Origin of the sequence: Nocardioides sp. LHD-245 (assembly GCF_030929495.1) — a bacterium.
Lineage (GTDB): Bacteria > Actinomycetota > Actinomycetes > Propionibacteriales > Nocardioidaceae > Nocardioides.
On the sequence record NZ_JAVFWN010000013.1, the window covers coordinates 180,502 to 204,382 of the forward strand.

General features: G+C 73.2%; 24 protein-coding genes. 13 read left to right on the forward strand and 11 right to left on the reverse strand.

What is annotated here, in order from left to right:
- Nucleotides 1-4: 4 nt before the first annotated feature.
- Genes RB608_RS19815 through RB608_RS19830 form a run of 4 tightly spaced genes read left to right on the forward strand, consistent with a single transcriptional unit; the run spans nt 5 to nt 6,148 of the window.
- The gene (locus RB608_RS19815) at nt 5-2,161 is read left to right on the forward strand and encodes a hydantoinase/oxoprolinase family protein (protein ID WP_308089775.1); all 2,157 of its coding nucleotides are present in this window, start codon (nt 5-7) and stop codon (nt 2,159-2,161) included.
- Nucleotides 2,158-4,299, forward strand: a complete 2,142-nt coding sequence (locus tag RB608_RS19820) for a hydantoinase B/oxoprolinase family protein (RefSeq protein WP_308089776.1) — start codon at nt 2,158-2,160, stop codon at nt 4,297-4,299. The genes RB608_RS19815 and RB608_RS19820 overlap by 4 nt, the downstream gene beginning before the upstream one ends.
- Entirely contained in the window at nt 4,296-5,435 is a 1,140-nt protein-coding gene (locus RB608_RS19825; RefSeq protein ID WP_308089777.1) for an iron-containing alcohol dehydrogenase, read from the forward strand. Before RB608_RS19820 ends, RB608_RS19825 begins: the two co-directional genes overlap by 4 nt.
- Entirely contained in the window at nt 5,432-6,148 is a 717-nt protein-coding gene (locus tag RB608_RS19830; protein WP_308089778.1) for a class II aldolase/adducin family protein, read from the forward strand. The genes RB608_RS19825 and RB608_RS19830 overlap by 4 nt, the downstream gene beginning before the upstream one ends.
- Before the next feature lie 5 nt (nt 6,149-6,153).
- On the opposite strand, the gene RB608_RS19835 is transcribed toward RB608_RS19830, so the two are convergent.
- Entirely contained in the window at nt 6,154-6,861 is a 708-nt protein-coding gene (locus RB608_RS19835; protein ID WP_308089779.1) for a TetR/AcrR family transcriptional regulator, read from the reverse strand.
- Nucleotides 6,862-6,928: 67 nt separating this feature from the next.
- Here RB608_RS19835 and RB608_RS19840 point away from each other — a divergent pair, with 67 nt between their 5' ends.
- Complete coding sequence (locus tag RB608_RS19840; RefSeq protein WP_308089780.1) at nt 6,929-7,684, forward strand: SDR family oxidoreductase; 756 nt, start codon at nt 6,929-6,931, stop codon at nt 7,682-7,684.
- A 49-nt stretch (nt 7,685-7,733) separates the two neighbouring features.
- Complete coding sequence (locus RB608_RS19845; protein ID WP_308089781.1) at nt 7,734-8,060, forward strand: nuclear transport factor 2 family protein; 327 nt, start codon at nt 7,734-7,736, stop codon at nt 8,058-8,060.
- 327 nt (nt 8,061-8,387) lie between these two features.
- On the opposite strand, the gene RB608_RS19850 is transcribed toward RB608_RS19845, so the two are convergent.
- Both RB608_RS19850 and RB608_RS19855 read right to left on the reverse strand, forming a co-directional pair.
- Nucleotides 8,388-9,887: an MFS transporter gene (locus RB608_RS19850; RefSeq protein WP_308089782.1), complete on the reverse strand. Its 1,500-nt coding sequence runs from the start codon at nt 9,885-9,887 to the stop codon at nt 8,388-8,390.
- The gene (locus RB608_RS19855) at nt 9,799-10,239 is read right to left on the reverse strand and encodes a nuclear transport factor 2 family protein (RefSeq protein ID WP_308089783.1); all 441 of its coding nucleotides are present in this window, start codon (nt 10,237-10,239) and stop codon (nt 9,799-9,801) included. Before RB608_RS19855 ends, RB608_RS19850 begins: the two co-directional genes overlap by 89 nt.
- 148 nt (nt 10,240-10,387) lie before the next feature.
- On the opposite strand from RB608_RS19855, the gene RB608_RS19860 reads away from it, so the two are divergent.
- Nucleotides 10,388-11,236: an alpha/beta hydrolase gene (locus RB608_RS19860; protein WP_308089784.1), complete on the forward strand. Its 849-nt coding sequence runs from the start codon at nt 10,388-10,390 to the stop codon at nt 11,234-11,236.
- 11 nt (nt 11,237-11,247) lie between these two features.
- Entirely contained in the window at nt 11,248-12,075 is an 828-nt protein-coding gene (locus RB608_RS19865; protein ID WP_308089785.1) for an NUDIX hydrolase, read from the forward strand.
- A 42-nt stretch (nt 12,076-12,117) separates the two neighbouring features.
- On the opposite strand, the gene RB608_RS19870 is transcribed toward RB608_RS19865, so the two are convergent.
- Genes RB608_RS19870 through RB608_RS19885 form a run of 4 tightly spaced genes read right to left on the reverse strand, consistent with a single transcriptional unit; the run spans nt 12,118 to nt 15,893 of the window.
- Nucleotides 12,118-13,296 (reverse strand): thiolase family protein, encoded by a 1,179-nt coding sequence (locus tag RB608_RS19870; RefSeq protein WP_308089786.1) that lies wholly within the window; start codon nt 13,294-13,296, stop codon nt 12,118-12,120.
- A gap of 44 nt (nt 13,297-13,340) precedes the next feature.
- A complete protein-coding gene (locus tag RB608_RS19875) occupies nt 13,341-14,261 on the reverse strand; it encodes an enoyl-CoA hydratase-related protein (RefSeq protein ID WP_308089787.1) in 921 nt (306 codons plus the stop codon).
- A 1-nt stretch (nt 14,262) separates the two neighbouring features.
- Complete coding sequence (locus tag RB608_RS19880) at nt 14,263-15,084, reverse strand: SDR family oxidoreductase (RefSeq protein WP_308089788.1); 822 nt, start codon at nt 15,082-15,084, stop codon at nt 14,263-14,265.
- The gene (locus tag RB608_RS19885; RefSeq protein ID WP_308089789.1) at nt 15,081-15,893 is read right to left on the reverse strand and encodes an SDR family NAD(P)-dependent oxidoreductase; all 813 of its coding nucleotides are present in this window, start codon (nt 15,891-15,893) and stop codon (nt 15,081-15,083) included. Before RB608_RS19885 ends, RB608_RS19880 begins: the two co-directional genes overlap by 4 nt.
- Before the next feature lie 101 nt (nt 15,894-15,994).
- On the opposite strand from RB608_RS19885, the gene RB608_RS19890 reads away from it, so the two are divergent.
- Nucleotides 15,995-16,738, forward strand: a complete 744-nt coding sequence (locus tag RB608_RS19890) for an SDR family oxidoreductase (protein ID WP_308089790.1) — start codon at nt 15,995-15,997, stop codon at nt 16,736-16,738.
- On the opposite strand, the gene RB608_RS19895 is transcribed toward RB608_RS19890, so the two are convergent.
- Genes RB608_RS19895 through RB608_RS19910 form a run of 4 tightly spaced genes read right to left on the reverse strand, consistent with a single transcriptional unit; the run spans nt 16,739 to nt 21,307 of the window.
- Entirely contained in the window at nt 16,739-18,121 is a 1,383-nt protein-coding gene (locus RB608_RS19895) for an FAD-dependent oxidoreductase (RefSeq protein WP_308089791.1), read from the reverse strand.
- Nucleotides 18,118-19,206 carry a phosphotransferase gene (locus RB608_RS19900; RefSeq protein ID WP_308089792.1) on the reverse strand — a complete coding sequence of 363 codons (1,089 nt, stop codon included), beginning with the start codon at nt 19,204-19,206 and terminating at the stop codon, nt 18,118-18,120. The genes RB608_RS19895 and RB608_RS19900 overlap by 4 nt, the downstream gene beginning before the upstream one ends.
- Nucleotides 19,203-20,117 (reverse strand): SDR family NAD(P)-dependent oxidoreductase, encoded by a 915-nt coding sequence (locus tag RB608_RS19905; protein ID WP_308089793.1) that lies wholly within the window; start codon nt 20,115-20,117, stop codon nt 19,203-19,205. The genes RB608_RS19900 and RB608_RS19905 overlap by 4 nt, the downstream gene beginning before the upstream one ends.
- On the reverse strand, nt 20,114-21,307 hold the full coding sequence (locus RB608_RS19910) for a CoA transferase (RefSeq protein ID WP_308089794.1): 1,194 nt from the start codon (nt 21,305-21,307) through the stop codon (nt 20,114-20,116). The genes RB608_RS19905 and RB608_RS19910 overlap by 4 nt, the downstream gene beginning before the upstream one ends.
- A 130-nt stretch (nt 21,308-21,437) precedes the next feature.
- On the opposite strand from RB608_RS19910, the gene RB608_RS19915 reads away from it, so the two are divergent.
- Genes RB608_RS19915 through RB608_RS19930 form a run of 4 tightly spaced genes read left to right on the forward strand, consistent with a single transcriptional unit; the run spans nt 21,438 to nt 23,714 of the window.
- Complete coding sequence (locus tag RB608_RS19915) at nt 21,438-22,181, forward strand: hypothetical protein (RefSeq protein ID WP_308089795.1); 744 nt, start codon at nt 21,438-21,440, stop codon at nt 22,179-22,181.
- A gap of 26 nt (nt 22,182-22,207) precedes the next feature.
- Complete coding sequence (locus tag RB608_RS19920) at nt 22,208-22,783, forward strand: hypothetical protein (protein ID WP_308089796.1); 576 nt, start codon at nt 22,208-22,210, stop codon at nt 22,781-22,783.
- Nucleotides 22,780-23,289: a MaoC family dehydratase N-terminal domain-containing protein gene (locus RB608_RS19925; protein ID WP_308089797.1), complete on the forward strand. Its 510-nt coding sequence runs from the start codon at nt 22,780-22,782 to the stop codon at nt 23,287-23,289. Before RB608_RS19920 ends, RB608_RS19925 begins: the two co-directional genes overlap by 4 nt.
- A complete protein-coding gene (locus RB608_RS19930) occupies nt 23,286-23,714 on the forward strand; it encodes a MaoC/PaaZ C-terminal domain-containing protein (RefSeq protein ID WP_308089798.1) in 429 nt (142 codons plus the stop codon). Before RB608_RS19925 ends, RB608_RS19930 begins: the two co-directional genes overlap by 4 nt.
- Nucleotides 23,715-23,881 lie beyond the last annotated feature (167 nt).

A 23,881-nucleotide genomic window follows, 5' to 3' on the forward strand; every position in this document is an offset into this window, starting at 1 on the left:
CACCATGACCACTCAACACGACACTGGGACCGGCACCAGCCCGGACCTCTACATCGGCGTCGACACCGGCGGCACCTTCACCGACATCGTGGTGATGGATGCCGAGGGCGGCGTCTACGCCACCAAGGCGCCCACCACGCCGGACTCTCTCGACGTCGGCGTGTTCGACGCCCTCGCCCTGGTCGCGGAGCACCGCGGCGAGAGTGTGCGTGAGCTGCTCGGCAAGGTGGTGACCTTCGGCCACGGCACCACCCAGGCGACCAACGCTCTCATCGAGCGCCGCGGCCGGCCGACCGGGCTGATCACCACGCAGGGGTTCGGCGACACGCTCATCATCCAGCGCCTCATGGGCTTCACGGCCGGCGTGCCGGTCGAGAGGCTCGGCGACTTCAGCGAGCGGTCCTACCCCGACCCGATCGTGCCGCGCGATCTGATCGCCGAGGTGCCCGAGCGGGTCGACCACGCGGGGCAGGTCGTCGTACCCCTCGACGAGGCGGCGGTCCGCTCCGAGGTCCAGCGCCTCGTCGACGCGGGCATCAGGTCCTTCGCGGTCTGCCTGCTCTGGTCCTTCCGCAACCCCGCGCACGAGCAGCGGATCGGCGAGATCGTCCGCGAGTTGGCCGGCCCGTCGGCGTACGTCAGCCTCTCGAGCGAGGTGAACCCGGTCCTCGGTGAGTACGAGCGCACCGCGACCACCGTCCTCAACAGCTATCTGGGGCCCGTCGTCGAGCGCTACCTCGAGAGCCTCGAGGCACGCCTGCGCACCGAGGGCCTGGCCGGCCGGTTCAGCGTCCTCAACAGCATCGGCGGCGTGATGAACGCCCGTGACGCCGCCCAGCGCGGTGTGCTGCTGCTCGGCAGCGGCCCCACCGGTGGCGTCCTCGGCTCGCACCACCTGGCGGCCCAGCTGGGCCACCGCAACATCATCACGTCCGACATGGGCGGCACGAGCTTCGACGTCGGCCTGGTCGTCGACGGCAAGCCGGTGGTCAAGGCGGTCACCGAGGTCGCGAAGTACCACGTCGCCACGCCGATGGTCGACATCACCGCGATCGGCGCCGGTGGCGGATCGATCGCGACCGTCGTCAACGGCAAGCTCCGCGTCGGCCCGGCCAGTGCCGGTTCCTACCCCGGGCCGGTCTGCTATCGGCGTGGCGGCACCCAGGTGACCGTCACCGACGCGGACGTCGCCCTCGGCGTCATCGACCCCGACAACTTCCTCGGCGGCCGCATGGCGATCGACAAGGCGGCGGCGGAGGAGGCGATCCGCACCCAGATCGCCGAGCCGCTGGGCATCAGCGTGGTCGAGGCGGCCGCCGGCGTCCGCGAGATCGTCGATGCCCGCATGGCCGACACCCTGCGTGAGCTGACCGTAGGTCGGGGTCACGACCCGCGCGACTTCGTCCTCTACGCGTACGGCGGTGCCGGTCCCATGCACTGCGCGGGCTTCGGTGCCGAGCTCGGCGTCGCGTCGATCGTCGTACCCGCGACGTCGATGGCGCACAGCGCCTACGGCGCCCTGAGCGCCGACATCCACCATGGGGCCGAGCGCTCGGAGTCGCTGCGCAGCTCGCGGGCCAGCGCGGCACCGTGGGAGGAGTTCGACAGGTCCCACGTCGAGGCGATCTTCAAGGAGCTCGAGGAGGAGGTGCTGGCCAAGCTCGCCGGGGACGACGTCGCCGAGGCCGACACCGTGGTCGTCCGCTCGGTCGACATGCGCTACCGCAGCCAGACCCACGAGCTGATCATTCCCGTGGCCGGTGACCTCGCCGACCCCGACTGCCTGCACGACCTGGTGCTGCTCTTCGAGCGCACCTACGAGGAGACCTACGGCAAGGGCTCCGGATTCCGCGAGGCCGGCATCGAGCTGACCACCTTCCGAGTGGCCGGCATCGGCCGGACGGTCAAGCCGTCCTTCCGGGCGTTCGAGCCCACCCCGGCGACCCGTGCCCGGACCCGTCCGGTCTTCGACGTCCGCGCGGGCAGCTGGCTCGACGCGGCCGTCACCGACTGGGACGAGATGCAGCCCGACAGCCGGCTCGACGGTCCGGTCGTCGTCGAGCACCCGACCACCACCGTCTACGTCGCCCACGGCCAGCGGGTCCACGTCGACGCGATCGGCAACCTGCTGATCACGCCCCAGACAGGAGCAGGCGCATGAGCACCATCACCCTCGACCCGATCACCTTCGAGGTCATCCGCAACAAGCTCTCGGCGATCACCGAGGAGCAGGCAACCACCCTCAAGAACGTCTCGGGGTCGCCGGTCGTGACCGAGGCCACCGACTTCAACGTCGGCATCTACCTCGGTGACGGCTCGGTCGTGACGATGGGCCCCCAGGTGCTCTTCCACTCGGGCTCGATGGCCAGCGTGGTCCGCAACATCATCGCGGACTGCGAGGAGAACCCGGGGATCTCCGAGGGCGACATGTTCGTGCTGAACGATCCCTACAAGGGCGCGCTGCACCAGATGGACGTCACCTTCGTGGCACCGGTGTTCGCCGAGGGACGTCGGGTCGCCTGGGTCGGCGCCTGCGCGCACCAGATCGACGTGGGCGGGATGAACTTCGGCAGCTGGAGCCTCGGCGCGCGCGGCATCCAGGAGGAGGCCATGCTCCTGCCGGGCATCAAGCTCGTCGAGGGTGGCGAGATCCGCAACGACCTGTGGTCGATGCTCATGGGGATGACCCGGATGCCCACGACCGTCGGTCTCGACTTCAAGGCGATGATCGCGGCCAACAACGTCGCGGCCGGCCGGCTCACCGAGCTCTTCGAGCGCTACGGCCTCGAGACGGTCCTCGACGTGATGGGGCACGAGCTCGACCACTCCGAGCGCGAGCTGCGCCAGGTGCTGAGCGCCCTTCCCGACGGCGTCTTCCGTGCCGTCGACTGGATCGAGCACGACGGCCACGAGAACAGGCTCTACGAGTTCCGGCTGACCGTGACGAAGACCGGGGACTCCCTGGACTTCGACTTCACCGGTACGTCGGAGCAGGCGCCCGGCTTCATCAACTGCACCTACTCGGGGCTGGTCGCAGGCGTCTTCACCGCGCTGCTGCCGACCCTGGCGCCCAACCTGCGCTGGAACGAGGGCCTCCTGCGGCCGGTGTCGATCACCGCACCCCAGGGCACGGTCGCCAACGCGACCTGGCCGGCCCCGGTCTCCAGCGCCACGGTCTCGGCGGTCTGGGTGGTGACGAACGTGTCGTTCAGCGCGCTGTCGCGACTCGTCACCACCGCGCCCGAGGTGGCTCGCCACGGGGCCGGTGTGACCAAGGGCTCGATGACCGTCATGGTGCTCAGCGGGTTGTACCCCGACGGTGATCCCTACGGGAACTTCCTGCTCGACTCCACCGCGGGCGGTGGCGGCGCCTATCGCGACCACGACGGACTGACCGCCTCCGGGGACTTCTGCGTGCCCCGCCCGGCGATCGCCAACGTCGAGTCCCACGAGGCGGACGGCCAGATCCTCTTCCTCTACCGGGGGATCGTGCCCGACTCGTCGGGGCCCGGCCGTCAGCGCGGCGGCTCGACCGTGGGCCTCGCCCTCACGCCGCACGGGACCGACCAGCTGCAGGCGATGCTCGTCGGGCACGGCGTCGAGGTGCCCAACAGCGCCGGCATCTTCGGCGGCATGGAGGGCTCGTGCAACCGCAACGAGCTGCTGCACCGGGTCGACGGCGCCTCGCCGGTGGGCCGGGTGCACTCCGCCGCCGACCACGCGACGTGGGTGGGCGAGCGGGAGATCATGAACGCCAAGCCCGGCTTCTTCACCCTGCGCCGCGGGGACGCCGTGTCCTACAGCTTCCAGGGCGGCGGTGGGTACGGCGACCCGATCGACCGTGAGCCCGGGCTGGTCGCCCACGACGTCGCCACCCGGCAGGTCACCCGGGCCACCGCCGCGCACATCTACGGCGTGGTGCTCGACGACGCGTTCGCCGTGGACGCGACCGCGACCGCGGCGCGACGGAGCGCGATCCGGACCGAGCGGCTGGGCTCGGCGCCCGTGGCCGACACCGGAGCCGTCGACGGCGGCGAGGGACGCTGCCTCACGCCCGACCTCCGGGTCGCGGCGAACGGTCACGTGCGCTGCTCGTGCGGTCACGACCTGGGGGCGGGCCCGGACTGGAAGCGGGCGGCGCACCGGCGCACGGTCCCCGCGGAGGCGCACGGGCCGCTGCTGCGGCTGCACGAGGAGCTGGAGCTGCGCGAGTACGTCTGCCCGGCCTGCGCCCGGCTGCTGGAGTCGAGCGTGTGCCGTACCGGCGCGGCCGACCTGATCACCTCGGAGCTGACGTGACCACGGCGTTCCCTCGGTACGCGGTCCGCACCGAGGTGGTCACCGGGCTCGGCAGCCTGGCGCACCTCGACGCGCTCCTCGCCGGCTTCGGCCACCGCGAGGTCGCCGTCGTCGCCGACACCGCGCTCGCCGAGGCCGGGGTCCTCGACCGGGTGCTCGCCCAAGCGCCGGAGGCGATCGTCGTCAGCCGCACCCTGGTCGCCCCGGACCCCGATATCGAGGTGGTCGAGCAGGCGGCCGCCCAGGCCCGGGCGGCGGGCGCCCGCTGCGTCCTCGCCATCGGCGGCGGCTCGGCGCTCGGCGTCGGCAAGGCGGTCGGGATCCGGTTGACCAACGACCAGCGGATCGACGCCTACGAGGGCCGCGACAAGGTGGGCGAGCAGCCCGCCCCGACGATCGCCGTACCGACGACGGCCGGCAGCGGCAGCGAGGTCTCCAACGCCCTCGTGCTCCACGAGGCCGGGCGGGACAACGAGATCGTCGTCCGCGGGGAGCTGTGTGCCCCGCGGGCGGCCGTGCTCGACGCCACCGTGCTGCGCACGCTGCCGCGCAACCCGCTCCTCCACTCGGCTCTCGACGCGCTCTCGCACGCGCTGGAGGCGCTGTGGGCCCGGGGCGCGAGCTACTTCACCGCCGCCACCGCGATCCAGGCGGCCCGCTCGATCGTCGAGCGGCTGCCGGCCGCGGCGGCGGGCGCCGCCGACGGCAGCAGTGCCGCGGGCGCCAACGACGAGGTGCTCCAGGAACTGCTCGAGGCGAGCTGCGCGGCCAACATGGCGTGCGGCAACAGCGGTCTCGCCCTGGTCCACGCGCTGTCGTCATCGCCGTCGGTGCCGGTGCCGCACGGCCTTCAGAACGCCGTCCTGCTGCCGCACGTCGCCCGGTTCAACGCACCCCTGCTCGCCCCCGAGGCGCGTGCGCTGCTGCCCCTCGTCGAGGCGCTGTACGAGGAGCTGGGGCTGGTCGCCTCCTTCGCCGAGCTCGGCCTCCCCGCCGGCTCGGTCGACGGGGCGCGGATGCTCGAGGCCAGCGCCCGCAACCCGTTCCGCGACAACAACCTGCGCCCGACCACGGACACCGATCTGGTCGACCTGCTCCGCGCCGCCGGTGCGGCCTTCCCCGAGGAGAACCGATGACCGACGACCTGCGCACCCAGCTCACCGAGGCCAACCACATCCTCTTCGACCGGGGCGTGCTCGACGCGTTCGGGCACGTGAGCGTCCGCTGTGCCGAGCGGCCCGACCGGTTCCTGCTGGCCCGCAACATGGCGCCGGTGCTCGTCACCTCCGACGACGTCCAGGAGTACGACCTCGACGGCGCCACGAACGACCCCGCGCCGTCGTACCTGGAGCGGTTCATCCACGCTGAGATCTACCGCGCCCGGCCCGACGTCCAGGCCGTCGTGCACAGTCACTCGGCCTCGGTCATCCCGTTCGGACTGTCGTCGACTCCACTGGTCCCGCTCTTCCACATGGCGGGCTTCCTGGCCGACGGCATCGCGCGCTTCGAGATCCGGGACCCGGCCGGCGACGCCACCGACCTGCTGGTGCGCGACGCCGCGCTGGGTGCGTCCCTGGCCGCGTCGCTGGGAGAGGCGCCCTTCGCGCTGATGCGCGGGCACGGCTCGGTCGCCGTCGCTCCCTCGCTCCCGCTCGCCGTCTACCGCGCCGTGTACGCCGAGGAGAACGCCGCGCTCCAGCTGCGGAGCCTGCCGCTCGCGGACGTCGTCCAGCTCACGGTCGGCGAGGGGCGCGCCGCGGCCGAGACCAATGCCGGACAGGTCGCCCGCGCATGGGACATGTGGCGGCGCCTGGCGGCCGTCCGCCACGAGGTGCTTCGCACCGGCTGAGCAGGCTAGGCCGACCCGGTCCCCGCCAGCCGTCCGAGCCACTTGCGCAGCAGGGCGGTCTCGACCTCGCCGAGCGCTTCGTCGGCGCCGGCGAGGGAGTGGAGCAGCCGCTGGGCCAGGGCTGCCCCGTCGTCCGCCTCGCCGGGCGACGTGCCGGGCAGACCGGTGATCGCCGCGACGGTGGCGTCGCGGATCTGGTCGGCCAGGGCGAGGTCGGGGTCCTCGGCGGTGATGAGGAACAGCGTCACGCCGACATTGGCCGCCAGCACGTGATCGGCCGCGGCCGCGGCCGGCACGGCCAGCCGGCCCTGCGCCTCGGCCTCCTGGCACAGCCGGAGCAGTGCGGCGTACGGAGCGGCGGCGGCGTCCGGCCGCCGCTGGGGGGTGACCTGGCCGTACATCAGCGCGTAGAAGCCGGCGTTGTCGAGGCCGAAGCGGACGTGTGCGTCCCAGCCGCGCCGGATGTCGTCGATCGGGTCGCCGGTCGGCTCGGTCGCCTGCTTGAGGGCCAGGTAGCTGGCGAAGCCGTACTCGATCACCGCCGCGAGCAGCCCGTCCTTGCTGCCGAAGAAGTGGTAGAGCGTCGGCAGCTTCACGCCGACCCGGTCGCAGATCGCCCGCAGCGGCACGTCCTGGCCCGGCGCCTCGCTGATCAGGGTCGCCGCGGCCTCGAGGAGCTCCTGCCGTGTATCGCTCTTGCGTTCTGCTGTCACATCGATACAGTACTTCTTGAAGACCGATACATGGAGTGTGTATCGATACGACAGAAGGAAGAGGCTCATGCCCGTCCCCACTCTCGAAGGCAAGAACGTCCTCGTCGCCGCCGGCGCCAAGAACCTCGGTGGGCTGATCAGCCGCCAGGCGGCCGAGTCCGGCGCGAACGTCGCGATCCACTACAACTCCGCGGCCACCCGCCCCGCGGCCGACGAGACCCTTGCCGCGGTCCAGGCCGCTGGCGGCAAGGGCGTCCTGCTCACCGGCGACCTGACGAAGGTCGAGACCGTCGAGCGACTGTTCGCCGAGGCGGCCGCCGCGCTCGGCCCGATCGACGTCGCGGTCAACACGGTCGGCAAGGTGCTGCGCAAGCCGATGGTCGACACCACCGAGGCCGAGTACGACGACATGCTCGACGTGAACGCGAAGTCGGCGTACTTCTTCCTGCGCGAGGCCGGTCGCCAGCTCGCCGACAACGGCAAGGTGGTCACCATCGTCACCTCGCTGCTGGCCGCGTTCACCGACGGCTACTCGACGTACGCCGGCGGCAAGTCGCCGGTCGAGCACTTCACCCGCGCCGCGGCCAAGGAGTTCGCCGCCCGTGGGATCTCGGTGAACTCGATCGCCCCCGGTCCCATGGACACGCCCTTCTTCTACGGCCAGGAGACGCCCGAGCGCGTTGCCTTCCACAAGTCGCAGGCCATGGGCAACCAGCTCACCCAGATCGAGGACATCGCCCCGATCGTGCGCTTCCTGGCCACCGAGGGCTGGTGGATCACCGGCCAGACCATCTTCGCCAACGGCGGCTACACCACCCGTTGAGCAGGATGGTGTCCCGCGCCCATCACGAACTGAGATCAGAGGAGAAGCCATGACCACCGAGATCCCCGAGCCCGTCGCCACCCTCGTCGCCGCCGTCAACGGACACGACGAGGACGCCTTCCTGGACTGCTTCACCGCCGACGGCTACGTCGACGACTGGGGTCGCGTCTTCCGCGGCCGCGCGGCCATCGACGGCTGGAGCGCCAAGGAGCTGATCGGCGCCGAGGGCACCCTGACGGTCCAGTCGGTGACCGCAGCAGCCGGCGAGGTCGTCGTGGTCGGCGACTGGCGCAGCAACCACGCCAACGGCCTGAGCCGCTTCACCTTCGCCGTGGCGGGCGACGAGATCGTCTCGATGACGATCCGTGAGGGCTAGGTCGTTCGACACTCACCCGGCGGCTTCGGCTGTCTGGGGACAGGTGCTCGTGACCGACCGGCACTGGGTCATTGGAAGGGCAAGGACAGGCCCTGTTGACGGTGCTGCTACCGCCGGGAGCGTGCGACCCAGCGAGCTGACGCACTCCGGCTGGGTCTTTGCTGACTCTGCGCTGCTCCCGGTCCGTATCGAGGATGTGCAACGAGTGACTCGAGTTTTCGCACCGCGACCATTGCAGCAGATGTCGCCGACGACCGAAAACGGCGGCAGAACGACACGTCGATCGCGACCTGTGCACTCGGAGGACGACCGCCCGTCAGATCACGACTAGCAATCTGAGGGCCGGACTTGTCCAGGGGGCTGATGCTTGGTCAACCCCTGACCTGTCCTCGCAGCCTGGGCCAGGAAGACGCTCGAGGCCAGGCACAGGCCGGCGAGCAGGCCGAGCGCGCCGGCCGGGCCGAGGACCGGGGCGAGGCCCGCGATTGCCGAGCCGATCCCGCCGCCGTTGAGGAAGAGGAGCGTGGACACCCCGATCGCGATGCCCGTCGTCGCCGCGGGTACGGCGGCCACGACCGACGCGCCCAGTGCGGGCTGCCCCAGCGTCATGGCCAGGTAGACCACGGCCATGGCGACGACCAGGAGCGGGACGGCCCCGGTGGCGCAGCCGATCGCGGCGAGGGTGAGGGCGCCGAAGCACAGCAGGGCAGAGGCCGACATCGAGCGGGTGCCGCCGAGCCGGTCGATCGCGTAGGCGACGATGCGCCCGCAGAACGCGCCCAGCAGCGCCCCGGGCAGCATGGCCAGGCCGATCGGGATCGGGTCCCAGCCCCGCGCGGCTAGGAACGTCGGGATGGTGACGATGAGTCCATACCACGAGCCGTGGATGACGCTCCCGGCGATCGAGTTGCGCAGCACCACCGGCTCCCGGATCGCCGCCCGGGGCACGAACCCGTCCGGTCGCCGTCGTATCTGGCGGGCCACCAGCGGCAGCGCGAGGGCCAGCAGCGCGACGCCGGCCCCCGTGGCCGCGGGGCCGAGGCTCGCCGACTGCACCAGCAGCACGAGACCCGCCGCGGCCGCGACCACCCAGAGCGCGCCCAGGTAGTCGAGCCGCCCGCCGCTGCCGCCGGTGGGCAGGCGCTGCCGGATCGGCGCCAGGGCCAGGGCGGCCAGTGCCGGAACCAGGACCGCCGCCCGCCAGCCGAACAGCTGCGTCGCCAGCCCGCCCAGCACCGGCCCGGCGGCGGTGAAGACGACGCCCGAGGCGGCCCAGGTGGCCAGGGCCCGCGGCATCGCCTGCGGGGGATAGACGGCCCGGAGCGCGGCCAGGGTGACCACCGGCGCGGCTCCGGCGCCGCAGCCCTGGAGCAGCCGGGCCGCGATCAGCAGCTCGAAGCTCGGTGCCAGCACGGCCAGCAGCGCTCCGAGGCTCAGCAGCGCCACGCCGAGGGTGAGTGGTCCGCGTACCCCCGAGCGGTCCGCGACCCGGCCGTAGAGGGCGGTGGTCACGGCCAGGGTCAGCGCATAGGCGGTCAACACCCAGACCCCGCGGTCGGGGTCGAATCCGACGTCCGCGGCGAGCTCCGGCAGCGCCACGGCGGTCGCGGCGCTGCCGGTCCCGCTCAGGCCGATGATGACGCCCAGGACCAGCGCGATGGCCTGCGAGGACGCGACCGGGCTCGACTCGGGCGTGGGCTCGGGCGCGGGCTCGTACGGGAGCGGGGGCGTGGTCAGCTCAGCGCTCGCGGGTCGCGAGGGACTCGACAGTGGGATAGGCCCAGTCGAGCGCGGCGAGGAAGGCGTTCGCGCTGTAGTAGTCCACATTGCTGCTCACCAGCCCGTCCTCGCGGACGGTGATGACCGAGGTGCCCGGCAGGTCGAACGCCTGGGTGATCCGCGGTGAGGAGAAGGTGCCGGAGTAGCGCCAGCGCGCCACCACCGTGCCCGGGCGGATGTCGAGCACGTCCTCGATCGTCTCGGTGAAGTCGGGGATGCCGCCGAGCACCTTGTCGACATAGTCGCGCACCCCGTCGCGGCCGGTGAAGGTGTAGCCCCAGGCGACGTCGCGGTAGACGACGTCGTCGGTGAAGACCTCCTCGATCGCCTCCCGGTCGTGCTCGGTCCACAGGCGGGTGGCGATGCTCTCGGCGACCGCGACCGGGTCGTAGCTGCTCATGGTTCTCCTCCGTGGTGGCCCGTCCGACACCGGTGATCGTCGATGCCACCGCGGGTACCGAGGTCGGCACGTTCCACGCGCCGGAACCCGTTCCAGGCGCCGGAACCCGCGCGGGGCCGCCCACCCGCCGCCTCCCTACCGTGGACGGATGCGACAGATCCAGGCGGGTGGCCATGTCTTCGACTGCGAGGAGGGCGGGGCCGGGGAGCCGGTCGTGCTGCTCCACGGCTTCCCCGAGTCGGCGGCGTCGTGGCGGCCGGTGGCCCGCCGCCTCCGTCAGGCGGGTATGGCGACGCTGGCGCCAAACCAGCGCGGCTACTCCGACGGCGCCCGCCCCGAGGGCGTCGAGGCGTACGCCGTCGAACGGCTCACCGAGGACGTCCTGGCCCTGGCCGAGGCCTGGGGGGCGCCCCGGTTCCATCTCGTGGGCCACGACTGGGGAGCCGCGGTCGCCTGGCATGTCGCGGCGCGCCATCCCGACCGGGTCGCGACCCTGACCGCGCTCTCGGTGCCGCACCTCGCCGCCTACGCCTGGGCGATCGCCGAGGACGAGGACCAGCGCCGGCGCTCGGAGTACGTCCACCTCTTCCGCACCCCCGGCAAGGCCGAGCACGTCCTGCTGGGCAAGACCGGCCGTCCGCACGAGATCATGTACGGCGGCATCGAGGACGCCGCGATGGTGGCCGAGCACACCGCTGTCATCACCCGGGCCGGAGCGCTCACCGCGGCACTCAACTGGTACCGCGCCATCGACTTCCCGACCTTCGTCGCGCTGCCGCCCGTCACCGTCCCCACCACCTACCTGTGGAGCGACGAGGACCCGGCGCTCGGGCGCGCCGGCGCCGCGAAGTGCCAGGAGTTCGTCGTGGGCGACTACGAGTACGTGGAGCTCGCCGGCGCGAACCACTGGCTGCCCGAGAACGAGCCGGACGCGGTGGCCGAGGCGATCGTCCGCCGTACCGGCGCGGCGCCGCTGCCTGCGCTCGGCCGGGACTGAGGCGAGACGACATGGACCCGCTGGCCGCCGTTCCGCAGGCTCTCGTCGACGAGGTGCGACGCTTCGCCGACGAACGTCGCGTGCCGGTCGACCCACGAGACGCCTCCTCGGTGATCCTGCTGCGCGACGGGAGCGACGGCCCGGAGGTCTACCTGCTCCGGCGCCACGCCGCGATGGCGTTCGCCGGCGGGTTCTGCGTCTTCCCGGGCGGAGGCGTCGACCCGCGGGACTTCGACGCCGAGGTCGGCTGGGCCGGCCCCTCGGTCGCGGCGTGGGCGGCGGCGCTGCGCTGCGAGGAGGAGGTCGCCCGCGCCCTCGTGTGCGCCGCGATCCGCGAGACCTTCGAGGAGTCGGGCGTGCTCTTCGCGGGCCCGACGCCCGACTCGGTCGTCTCCGACACCACGGGGGAGGACTGGGAGGCCGACCGGCGGGCCCTGGAGGCCCGCGAGCTTTCCTTGACCGACCTGCTCGCCCGGCGCGGGCTGGTGCTGCGCTCGGACCTGCTGCGGTTCTGGGCGCACTGGATCACCCCCGACTGGGAGCCGCGCCGGTTCGACACCCGGTTCTTCGTGGCCGTCCTCCCGGCCGGACAGTCCACCCGGGACGTCTCGACGGAGTCCGAGGACGTCACCTGGCTGTCCGCTGCCGGCGCGGTGGCGGCGGTGGAGCGGCAGGAGCTGGCGATGCTGCCGCCGACGTACATCAACACCGGCGACGTGGCGGCCCACCCGACCACGGCGGACGTGATGGCGGCGGCCGGCTCCCGGCTCCCGCAGGTGGTGCGCCCCGAGCTCGTGGTGGAGCCGGACGGCTCGGCGCGGCTGCACGTCGCCCGGTGACCCGCGCTCGGGCGGCGGGTCACCGGTGCCGGTCCCGCCGGGTCAGCCGAGCCGCTCGATCACGGTGGCGTTGGCCATCCCGCCGCCCTCGCACATGGTCTGCAGGCCGTAGCGGCCCCCGGAGGCCTCGAGCTGGTTGACCAGAGTGGTCAGCAGCCGCGTGCCCGACCCGCCCAGCGGATGGCCCAGCGCGATCGCCCCGCCCCGCGGGTTGAGCCGGGCCGGGTCGGCGCCGAACTCCCGCAGCCAGAGCAGCGGCACCGACGCGAACGCCTCGTTGACCTCGTAGGCGTCGACGTCCTCGATCGTCAGGCCGCCCCGCTCGAGCACCTGCCGCGTGGCCGGCAGCGGCCCGGTCAGCATGATCTCCGGATCGCTGCCCGCGACGGCGAAGGAGTGGAACCGGGCTCGCGGCGTGAGCCTCAGGCGGCCGGCCGCCTCCTCGCTCATGATGAGCGCGGCCGAGGCCCCGTCGGTGAGCGGCGAGGAGTTGCCCGGCGTGATCGACCAGCCGATCTCGGGGTACCGCGCCCCCCACTCCTCGCTCCGGAACGAGGGCTGCAGCCCGCCCAGGCCCTCGGTGGTCGTCGAGGCGCGCACCGTCTCGTCGGCGGCGTGGACCGTGTGGTCGGGCAGCGTCACCGGCACGATCTCGGTGTCGAACCCGCCCGCCGCGGCCGTGGCGGCGGCGCGCCGATGCGACTCCGCCGCGAACTCGTCGAGTCCGGCGCGGTCGAAGCCCCACCGGCCCGCGATCAGTTCGGCGCCGATGCCCTGGTTGGGCAGGTCGGGATAGCGGGCCGCCAGCGGCCCGAGCGGGTCGCCGCCCTGGGTGGAGGAGAACATCGGCACCCGGCTCATCGACTCCACGCCGCCGGCGATGACGATGTCGTAGGCGCCGGCGAGGACGCCCTGGGCCGCGAAGTGGGCGGCCTGCTGGCTCGAGCCACACTGCCGGTCCAGAGTCGTGGCCGGCACCGACTCCGGGAAGCCGGCGACCAGGGTCGCCGTCCGGGCGATGTTCATGGCTTGGTCCCCGGACTGGCCCACGCACCCGGCGATCACGTCGTCGACCAGCACGGGATCGAGCCCGTTGCGTTCGACCAGGGCGCGCAGCACGGTGGCGAGCAGGTCGGCGGGATGGACGCCGGAGAGCGCGCCGCCGGGCTTGCCCTTGCCGGAGGCGGTCCGGACGACGTCGACGATGACGGCAGAGGTCATGGTGGTACTCCTGGTCGGTTCGGTTGATCCGTTCGAGCTGGGGGTCAGCGCAGGCGGTCCGGGGGCGTGTACGCCGGCCGCGGCAGGTCGCGCAGGACGCCGGGTGCGCCGCTGACCCGTCCCGAGAAGGCCGGCGGCCGCTTCTCCAGGAAGGACGCCACGCCCTCGTCGGCGTCCGGGGACACGCCGCAGACGTTGAGCGCGGCGGTCTCCAGCTGGTGGGCGGTCATCGGGTGCGCGGCGGAGAGCATCCGCCACATCAGCTGTCGCGACAGGGACGCCGAGACGGGTGCGGCGTTGGCGGCGATGTCGCGGGCGATGACCAGCGCCACGTCCAGCACCTCGGCCGCCGGGTGCAGGCTGAGCACCAGGCCCGCCTCGAGTGCCTCGGCGGCCGGCTGCGTCGCGCCGGTCAGCACCCAGTGCAGGGCGCGTTGCATCGGCACCAGCCGCGGGAGGAACCACGAGGAGCAGGACTCGGTGACGAAGCCGCGCCGGGTGAACGGGAACGCGAACCTCGCGTCGTCCGCCATGATCCGCAGGTCGCAGGGGAGCGTCATGGTGATGCCCACGCCCACGGCATGCCCGTTGATCGCGGCGATGACCGGCTTGGCGGACTCGAAGATCCGCAGCGTCACCCGCCCTCCGCCGTCGCGGCGCACCGGCAGGTCCTCGCCGGGCACGTCGTACTGGGTGCCGGCGGGCGCGGTCGGGCTGGCGCGCCAGGCGGCGAACGGCGACGCCCCCGCCTCCGGCTCCTCGCCCGGGGAGAGGTCCATGCCGGCGCAGAAGGCCCGCCCGGCCCCGGTGAGGACCACGACCCGGACGTCGTCGTCGGCGTCGGAGCGGTCGAAGCAGGCGACCAGCTCCTCCTCCATGGTGTCGGTGAAGGCGTTGAGGGCCTCGGGCCGGTCGAGCGTGATCACCGCGACGTGGTCGGCGACCTCGTATCGGACGTGGGTCATCTCAGCGTCCCTCCTGCGCGGCCGCGGCCAGCACCGCGCGGTTGAAGGGCTGCGGCCCGGTCAGCGCCATCCCGCCGTCGACCGTCACGACGGCGCCGTTGACGAACGACGCGATCGGCGACAGCAGCACCGCCGCCATCCGTCCGACCTCGGCGGGATCGGCGAACCGGCCCAGCGGCACCATCTCCGCCCAGACCTCGGGCTCGGCGGTCTCCGTGAGCCGGCGCATCCCCTCGGTGCCGGTGACCGGGCCGGGAAGGATGGAGTTGGCCCGGATCCCGACCGGCCCCCACTCGACCGCGAGGGACCTCATCAGCGCGTCGACCCCGGCCTTGGCGGCCGAGACGTGCGCCTGGTGCTGGAAGGGCGCGACCGCCTGGCCGCCGGAGACGAACAGCAGTGCGCCGCGGGTCTCCCGCAGCTGGTCGAACGCGGCATGGGCGCAGTGGAAGGCACCGAGCAGGTCGATGTCCATCACGGCGCGGAAGCCGTTGCTGGAGAGCCGCTCGGCGGGGGCCAGGAAGCTCCCGGCGGCTCCGCACACGACGCCGTCGACCGGCCCGAGGGCGGCGGCCGCCGTCGTGAGCGCCGCCTGGACGGCCTCCGCGTCGCGGACGTCGGCCACCGCATGGGCGACGTCGGCGCCGAGTGCTCGCAGCTCGGCCGCAGCCTCCTGCAGCCGCCCCTCGGTGCGGCCGCAGATCGAGATGCTCGCGCCGAGCCCGGCGCAGGCACGGGCGATGGCGAGGTTCACGCCACTGCCGCCCCCGCTGACGAACACATGGCGACCCTGGAGCAGGCCGGCCGGCAGCAGCGCGCTCATGGTGTCACGGCCCCGCCGCTGACGGCGATGACCTGACCGCTGACATAGCTCGAGAGCGGCCCGGTCAGGAACTCGGCCACGTCGGCGATGTCCTCCGGCTCGCCCTGCCGGCGCAGCGGGATCGCCGCGGCCGCCGCGTCGTCGACGAAGCCGGTCGCCCGCGACTGGGCGAGCACCCGGGACGTGCGGATCACGCCGGGCGCGATGCAGTTGACCCGGATGCCCCACTGCCCGACCTCGCGGGCCAGGGAGCGGGTGTAGTGCTGCACGGCGGCCTTGCTCATGCCGTAGCCGGCGACGGACCCGTCGGGCGCGCTCTCCAGCCCGGCCGAGCTGCCGGTGGTGACGATGGCGCCGCCCCCGGTGGCCCGCAGGTGGGGGACCGCAGCGCGGCAGCAGTTGACGACCGCGCGCACGTTCACGTCGAGCAGCGTGGTCAGGTCCTCGTCGGTGGTGACGCTGGCGCGGCTGCGGTCGTAGGGAGTGACGGCGCCCCCGGCGGTGACGACCAGGGCGTCGAGCCTGCCCCACCGCTCGACCACGGTCCCGACCGCCTCGGCGGCGGCCCCGGGGTCGGTCAGGTCCACCTGCAGTGCCCATCCCTCGCCGGCCCGCGCGACGAGCTCCTCGGCCACGCTCGGCGCGGTCAGCTCCTCGCCGTACGCCGCCGCGGCCGCCAGGTCGATGTCGAGCACGGCCACCCGCGCCCCTCGCTCGGCCAGCCGCAGCGCGACGGCGCGCCCGATGCCGCGGGCGCCGCCGGCGACGATGGCCACCGGCGCGGGCGCCGACGATGCGTCAGTAGTCACTCGGCCGATCATCGGGGCCGCGCCGATGCCGCGACAGCCGAGGTTCCGAGCATTGGAAAGGGCGCTGGGAACGGCGCCGTCCGCCGCCGCAGGGTGCCGGCATGGAGCCAGTCCTTGCCGGGAAGGTCGTCGTGATCACCGGCGCCAGCCGCAATATCGGGGCCGCTCTCGCGGCGGGTCTCGCCCGAGCGGGAGCAGACCTGCTCCTGGTCGCTCGGGGACGGGAGGCGCTCGAGTCGACAGCCGCGGAGATCCGCGCGGAGACGGCCCGCGAGGTGGTCGCCTGCGTCGCCGACGTCGCCACCGCGGAGGGCGTCGACCAGGTCGCCGCGCAGGCCGCCGCCCTGCCACGCATCGACGCACTGGTCAACAACGCCGCCGCCAGCGGGGACACCGTCGGCCCCCTGCTGGAGCAGCACGACGCCGTGTGGGAGGCCGTGCTCGCGGCCAACCTGCTGGCGCCGTTCCGGCTCAGCCGGGCGCTGCTGCCGCGACTGCGGGAGCAGGCCGGAGCCAGCATCCTCAACGTCGTCTCCGGGTCCGGCTTCCTGCCCTCGCCGGGCATCGGCGCGTACGGCGTCAGCAAGGCCGCGCTGTGGATGATGACGCGCCAGCTCGCGGTCGAGCTGGCGCCGCGGGTACGCGTCAACGCACTGTGCCCCGGGCTGGTGTCGCCGGACGGGCAGGCGCACCACCCCGCCCAGGCGGCGCTGCTGCCGTCGGTGCCGCTGGGGCGGATCGGCCGACCCGAGGAGATGGTCGGCGCGGCCCGCTACCTGATCTCCGACGAGGCGTCGTACACGACCGGGGAGGTGCTCGTCGTCAACGGCGGCCGGCCGTGGTGATCAGCCGGCGACCGCCAGCCCCGCGCCGCGGCCCAGCACGGCCGCCTTCCCCAGCCCGGTGCCGCTGTAGTAGGCGGCGCCATGGAACCCGCCCACCACCTCGCCCGCCGCGTAGAGACCCTCGATCGGCTCGCCGAACACGTCCAGCACGCGCAGCGAGCGGTCCACCGTGAGCCCGCAGTACGTGGTGGTCAGCCCGTTGCGGCAGGGGTAGGCGTAGAACGGCGCGACGGCGATCCGGCCGTCGTCGAAGGCGGTCACCGGCCGGCCGAAGTCCGGGTCCTCGCCGGCCTCGACGTAGGAGTTGTAGGCGGCGAGGGTGGCGGTCAGGGCCGCCTCGTCGAGCCCGGTCAGCGCTGCCAGCCCGGCGAGCGTGTCGGCGGCCAGCACCCGGCCCTCGGCCAGCGCGCCCTTGAAGTCCGAGGGCAGCGGATGGGGCAGGGAGCGGTCCATGATCCGCTGGTCGAAGACCTGGAAGGCCAGGCCGTCGGTCTGGCGGGCACAGACCCCGCTGATCTGCTTGTAGTTGAGGGCCTCGTTGACGAAGCGGCGGGCCTCGCGGTTGACGATGACGGCACCCTGGGCGTTCGCGTAGAGCAGCTTCGGCTCCGCTCCGCCGGTGTCGTCCAGGTCGGGGAAGTTGGGGACGGAGGCCCCGAAGGACGCCTCCACCTGGGCCATGTCCGCCAACCCGGCGCCCAGCGCCCAGGCCATCGTCAGGCCGTCGCCGGTGTTGTCCGCGCCGCCCATCCGGGTCGCCTCGAGCCACTGCGGTGCGAAGGTCCGGACCAAGGCGTCGCTGCGGGCGAACCCCCCGGAGGCCAGCACCACGCCCCGCCGCGCCCCGACGGTCTCCTCGCCCCGATCGGCGTCGGCGGCCACGACCGAGACGCCGTCGACCCGGCCGTCGCCTCCGCGCCGCAACCGCAGCGCGCGGCATCGCGGCCGGTAGGTGACATCGGGGTGCGCCAGGGCCCGGGTGTGGAGCGCGTCGGTGGCCTGGCCCGGCGCGGTGCCGTGCAGCCGGTTGAGGTGGGGCGGCTGCAGGTCGGCGTGGTAGTCGAAGACGACGCCGCGCTCCCGCATCCAGGCGTAGGTGTCGAGCTGGTGGTCGAGATAGGCCTGCACCGTGTCGGGGTCGTTCTGCCCGCGGCCGGTGGCCAGCAGTGCCTCCCGGAGCCGCTCGCCGTTGTCGCTCACCCCCGCCGCGGTCTGCAGATCGGTGCCGGCGAAGACCAGGCCGCCGCCGGCCTTCACCGATGTGCCGCCGTAGCGCTCGCCCTTCTCCAGCAGCAGCACCGAGGCGCCCGCCTCGGCGGCGGTCAGCGCGGCCGCGTTGCCGGCGAGACCGGCGCCGACCACGACGACGTCGTAGTCGCTCACAGCGCCAGCGCCCCGATCAGGTCGAGATCGGCGGCCGCGGCCAGCGTGCGACCGGCCGAGGTGTCGGTGACCTCCTGGGTCTGCATGTCGTAGGGGTTGAAGACCGACTGGACCATGTTGTGCGCCTGGTTCTGCCGATAGCTCAGGAACAGCTCGTCCAGGCTGGGGGCGTCCGCGACCCCCTCGGCGACCAGGACCTCGCGGTAGTGGGCGATCAGGTCCCGCTCGTGGGCGCGACGCTCCTCGACGGACAGCGAGGACACCAGCATCTCCGCGTGGTCGTGGCCCGGGGCGCCGGGGAAGGTGCACTGCCAGTCGTTGAAGCCGGGAGCCCCGTCGGCCTCGAAGAACTGGTTGCCGGAGTGCGGGTCGCCGTGCAGCAGGGTCCGCGGCAGAGCGTCGTCGAGCTCCCAGCAGCGCTCCAGCGCCCGCAGCGCGAAGTCCCGGTCAGGGAAGATGTCGAGGATGCGGTCGCCGTACGCCCGCGTGAGGACGTCGTCCCAGCTCTTCTCCCGCAACAGGTACCTGAGGAAGACCCGCTGCGGCTGCCCCCAGTCGGCGTACGCGTCGAGGCGGGGACTGTTCCAGAACCTCGCGTGCAGCCGAGCCTGCAGCTCGATGACCCGGGCGACCGTGTCCGGACCCCGGTCCCGGGTGATGTGGCCGAACTCCACGCCCCGCGGAGCCATGTCCTCGAGGATCACCACGCCCTGGCCGACCGCCTCGTCGACGCCGCTGAAGTAGGAGCGGGGGATGTTGATGGGCACGTCGGGCGCCAGCTCGGCGAAGAAGCGCGCCTCCTGGATGAGCGCGACCCAGACCCGGCGCCGCATGACCTCGTCGAAGCCGCCCTTGATGTAGACCGAGCGCGGCAGGTCGGCGTGCCCGCCGTCGTCCTCGTAGTCGAGGACGAAGGTCGCCGACGTGGAGGTGCCCGCGCGCTCGCCCTGCCGGGTGACCGCGCCGACCCGGACGCCGGCGAACGCGGTGCCCAACGCGCCGCTCAGCCAGGCCGGGGTGACCTCGTCGAGCGTGAGCGGCAGCTCGGTCGAGCCGGTCGCGGAGGTGGTGGTGTGGGTCGTCATCGGACGGCTCCTGTCGGGGTGGTGTCGAAGCGGGGCAGCAGCTCGTACTGCTCCACGGAGGCGTCGAGCAGGCGCAGGCCCGCGGTGTCGAGCACGACGTCGAGATGCTCCGCCACCGACTCCGCGGTCAGCTGCGGGTCGGCGAGTCCGGGGGTCGCGCCGACGACGACGCGAGCGGCACGTCCGCCCCCGACGGCGACGAGCTGGCCGTCGAGACGGCACGACTCGTGGCCCAGGTAGGCCACGACCGGTGCGCAGAAGGAGGGGTCGAGCCGGCTCGTGTCGAGCTGCGGCTGAGTGTCGAAGTAGGCCCGGGCCAGCCCGCTGCGCGCGACCGGGGCCACCGCGTTGACGCGGATGTCGCGGTCGCGGTTGTCGAGGCTGGCGGCCCGGGTCATGCCGTGGACGGCCGCCTTGGCCGTGGCGTAGCCGAAGGTGTCCGGCGCCCCGAAGGCGCCGACGGCCGAGCCGGTGTTGACGATGCGGCCGTAGTCCTGCTCGCGCATGTGCGCCAGGGCGGCCCGCTGGGTCCAGAACATCCCGAACAGGTGGACCTCGAGGATCTCGCGGAGCAGCTCGGTGCTGGTGTCCTGGGCCCGGGAGGGCCGGCCGTGGCCCGCGTTGTTGACGAGCACGTCGATGCGCCCCCAGGCGTCGACGGTCCGTTCGACCAGGGCGGTGGCCTCGTCCTCGCGCCCGACGTCGCCGGGCAGCGCCAGCGACTCGTGGCCCGCGCGGCGCAGCTCCTCGGCGAGGAGCGTGGCCAGCGGCGTGCCGTCGTCGGCCACCGCGATGTCGTTGACGGCGACCCGGGCGCCGCGCAGAGCCAGCTCCCAGGCGTGGGCCCGGCCCAGGCCCGCGCCGGCGCCGGTGACCAGGGCCACCCGGCCGTCGTACCGCAGGGGGTTCATGGTCTCGCTCCGTCGGCCACCGGTGCGCGACCGAGCTCGGCCAGCACCTCGTCGGTGTGCTCGCCCAGCCCCGGCGCGCCGCGGTAGGGACCGGCGGGGGTGCCGCCGAACGCGATCGGGTTGTCGACCATCTGGATCGGGCCGCCCGCGGTCGCCACCTCCACGACCACGCCGGCGGCATGGGTCTGCGGGTCGGCGAGGGCGTCGTCGACGTCGTTGACCGGCGCCCAGAAGAAGTTCGGGTCGGCGTCGAAGACTTCGGCCCACTCCGCGCGGGTCCGGGTCGCGAAGATCGCGTCCAGCTCCGCGATCAGCTCGGCCGCGCGCGCCTCGCGCTGGGCCCGGGTCGCGAGCGCGGGGTCGTCGGCCCACTCCGCGCGGCCCACCATGTGCGCGAGCACCGGCCAGTGCCGGTCCGCCTCGACCCCGATGAGCCAGAACCCCTTGCCGTCGCCGGCCCGGTAGTTGTTCCAGACCGGGCTGGCCTCGCTGCGCCGGTCGGTGCGCGGCGCGGGTCGGTCGAGCATCAGCCGCAGGTTGTAGTCGGTGCTGATCTGCCACGCCGCCATCCGGGTCAGCGACGTCGTGACGAGCTGCCCGGAGCCGGTGCGCTCGCGGGCCATCAGGGCGGCCGAGACCATGCCCGCGACCCCGAGACCGGTGAGGTGGTCGCCCATCCCGCTGCGCTGGATCGGAGTGTCCCCGTCCTCGGAGCGAAGCAGCTCCGCGATCCCGCCGCGCGCCCAATAGGCCCCCATGTCGTAGGCCCCGGCCGATGCGTCCGGCCCGGCGAGGCCGTAGCCGGTGACGAGGGCGTAGACCAGCCGCGGGTGGCGCGCCAGCAGGCTCTCGTGGTCGAGGCCGTACTTGGTCAGCGCGGCGACGCGCAGGTTGGTCACGAAGACGTCCGCAGTCGCGATCAGCGCCAGCGCGGCGGCCAGGTCCTCGTCGGAGCGCAGGTCGAGCACGACGCTGCGCTTGCCGCGGTTCTCGGGCTCGAAGTAGGGGCAGTGCTCGACCTCGCCGCCGATCGCGAACCTGATCTGCCGCAGCGGGTCGCCGCCGGGCGGCTCGATCTTGACGACGTCGGCGCCCCAGTCGGCGAGGATCGCGGCGCCGGAGGGCGCGGCGACCCAGATGCCCAGCTCGACGACCCTTATCCCGGCGAGCGGTCCGCGGTCGGTGCCCATAGGTCTCCCTCGTGCTCGGTCCCAGACGGTCCGCCGAACCTAGACCGGACCGGGCGGGCCCGGCCGGGACCGTTCCGGGCGCCGGAACCGCGCCCCGAAGGCCGGCCGCGGACCTCCTAGGTTCGGCGGCGTGCGCACCGACTACCTCGTCATCGGCGCCGGAGCGACGGCGCTGGCGTTCGTGGACACCGTCTTCGCCGGAACCGACGCCACCTTCACGATCGTGGACCGCCGCGACGCCCCCGGAGGCCACTGGAACGACGCCTACTCCTTCGTCCGGCTGCACCAGCCCGGCTGGATGTACGGCGTCCCGTCGCAGCCCTTCGGCAGCCTTGACGTCGAGGAGTCGGGGCCGAACCGCGGATTCACCCCGCTCGCCTCGGGCGTCGAGGTGACCGACCACTTCCACCGGTTCCTGCGCGAGACCCTGCTGCCGTCGGGACGGGTCACCTACCTGCCGCTCTCGGAGTACCGGGAGGGCAGGGCGGTCTCACTGCTCTCCGGCGAGAGCACCGAGGTCGAGGCGACCACCGTCGTGGACGCCACGCTCCTGGAGGCGACCATCCCGCTCACCCACGAGCCGTCCTTCCTGGTCGCGGACGGTGCCGTCTGCGTGCCTCCCAACAGCCTGGCCCGGACCGCGCCGCGTCACGACCACTTCGCCGTACTCGGCGCCGGGAAGACCGCCCTCGACGTGGTGACCTGGCTGCTCGTCAACGGCGCCCGGCCCGAGCAGATCACCTGGGTGCGGCCGCGCGAGGCCTGGCTCTACGGACGCGACCTGTTCCAGCCCGGGGGCGGCCTTCATGGCCGCCACCGCCGACGCGCTGGCCCGGCAGTACGACGCCATGGCCGCGGCTCGACCGCGCGCTGACCCCGACCATGTTCCACGGCGCGACCGTGAGCGCGGTCGAGGCGGAGGTGGCCAGGTCGGTGCGTGACGTCGTGCACGGCAGCAGGGTCACGGCCGTCGAGCCGGGCCGGCTGGTGCTCGACGCCGGCAGCCACGCCGTGCCGCCGGGGACCCTGGCCGTCGACTGCACCGCCGCGGGACTGGGCAGGAACCTCGGCGTCGTCCAGCCGGTCTTCAGCCCCGGGCGGATCGCGCTCCAGACCGTCCGGCAGTACCAGCCGACCTTCAGCGCCGCACTCATCGGCCAGCTCGAGGCTGCCGTCGACCCGGCGGAGCGAGCGGCGCTGACACGGGTCGCGCCGATGACCGACAGCGTCTCCGACTGGGTCGCCGGGCAGCTCGCCACGACCGCCAACCAGGCCGCCTGGGCGAGCCATCCGGTGGTGCGGGACTGGCTGGCCGGCTGTCGCCTCGACCTCGCCTCGACGTGGGCCGCCGCGGGCGTGGACCGTGCCGCGCGTCGTGCCGCGATCGGCGCGTTCCAGGAGCTCGTCGGCCCCGCCGTCGCCAACCTCGCCCGCCTGCTGAGCCCGTCCCCCACCCTGTCAGAGGCCGTCCGATGACCGACCGGCCATTCCCCGTGGAGGCCCTCCACGTGCTGACCTTCGCTCGCGCCATCGACGACACCAGCCCGGTGTACGCCGAGCCCGCCGCCGCATCGGCCGCCGGGCTCTCCGCACCCGCGGCACCGCCCACCTTCGTGATGGCCGGCGCCCACGCCGACCCCGACTACCCGCTGCGGCCGCAGCCGGGCCGGCGGTGGTACGGCTCGGGGGGCGCGCCGACCGGCTTCGGTCCGTCCGACGTCGATCCCGCCGCCGGCGTGCTCTACGCCGAGCAGCACTTCGACTACCGGCGCCCCGTGCTCGTCGGCGAGGTGCTGACCCCCCTGACCCGGGAGGGCGCGACGTGGGAGAAGGAGGGGCGCCGGGGCGGCCGGCTCTCGTTCTTCGAGACGATCACCGAGTTCCGCGACGAGGCCGGTGAGGTCGTCGTCACGTCGCGACTCGTCGGCGTGCGGACCGAGCGCACCCCCGAACCGGACGACTCCCCGGAGGCGACCCGGTGACGAACGCCGCCCCGACCGTCGCGGTGGGACAGGTCTTCGAGCAGCTCCTCGTCGAGGACCTGACCCGCACCCGGATCGTCCAGTACGCCGGTGCCTCCGGCGACTTCAACCCGCTGCACACCGACGCGACCTATGCCACCGAGGTGGCCGGATTCCCTGGCGTCTTCGCGCACGGCATGCTGACCATGGGCATGACCGGACGCGTGGTCACCGATGTGTTCGGGATCGCCGCACTGCGCCGGTTCGGTGGCCGCTTCGTCGCCCAGGTCTGGCCCGGCGACACCCTCACGGCGCGTGCCGCGGTGGTCGCCGTCGAGGACGGACAGGCGCGGTTGGCGGTCACGACCACCAACCAGGACGGTGCCGTCGTCTTCTCCGGCGAGGCGGTCGTCGCGCTCCCGCCGCAGCCGCGACGACGTCCCTGAGGCCCCGGCCAGATGATTGATTCCAAGGTCTCGCACGATCCCTTGGAGTCAATCATCCAGTGAGGCTTCGCCTCTGACCGCCGAGTCCTGGGGTTGGCGTGGTCGCCCGGGTGAGCGCACGCTGGGGTGATGGCTGAGACGGTGACGGTGAACGACCTTCTTGACGG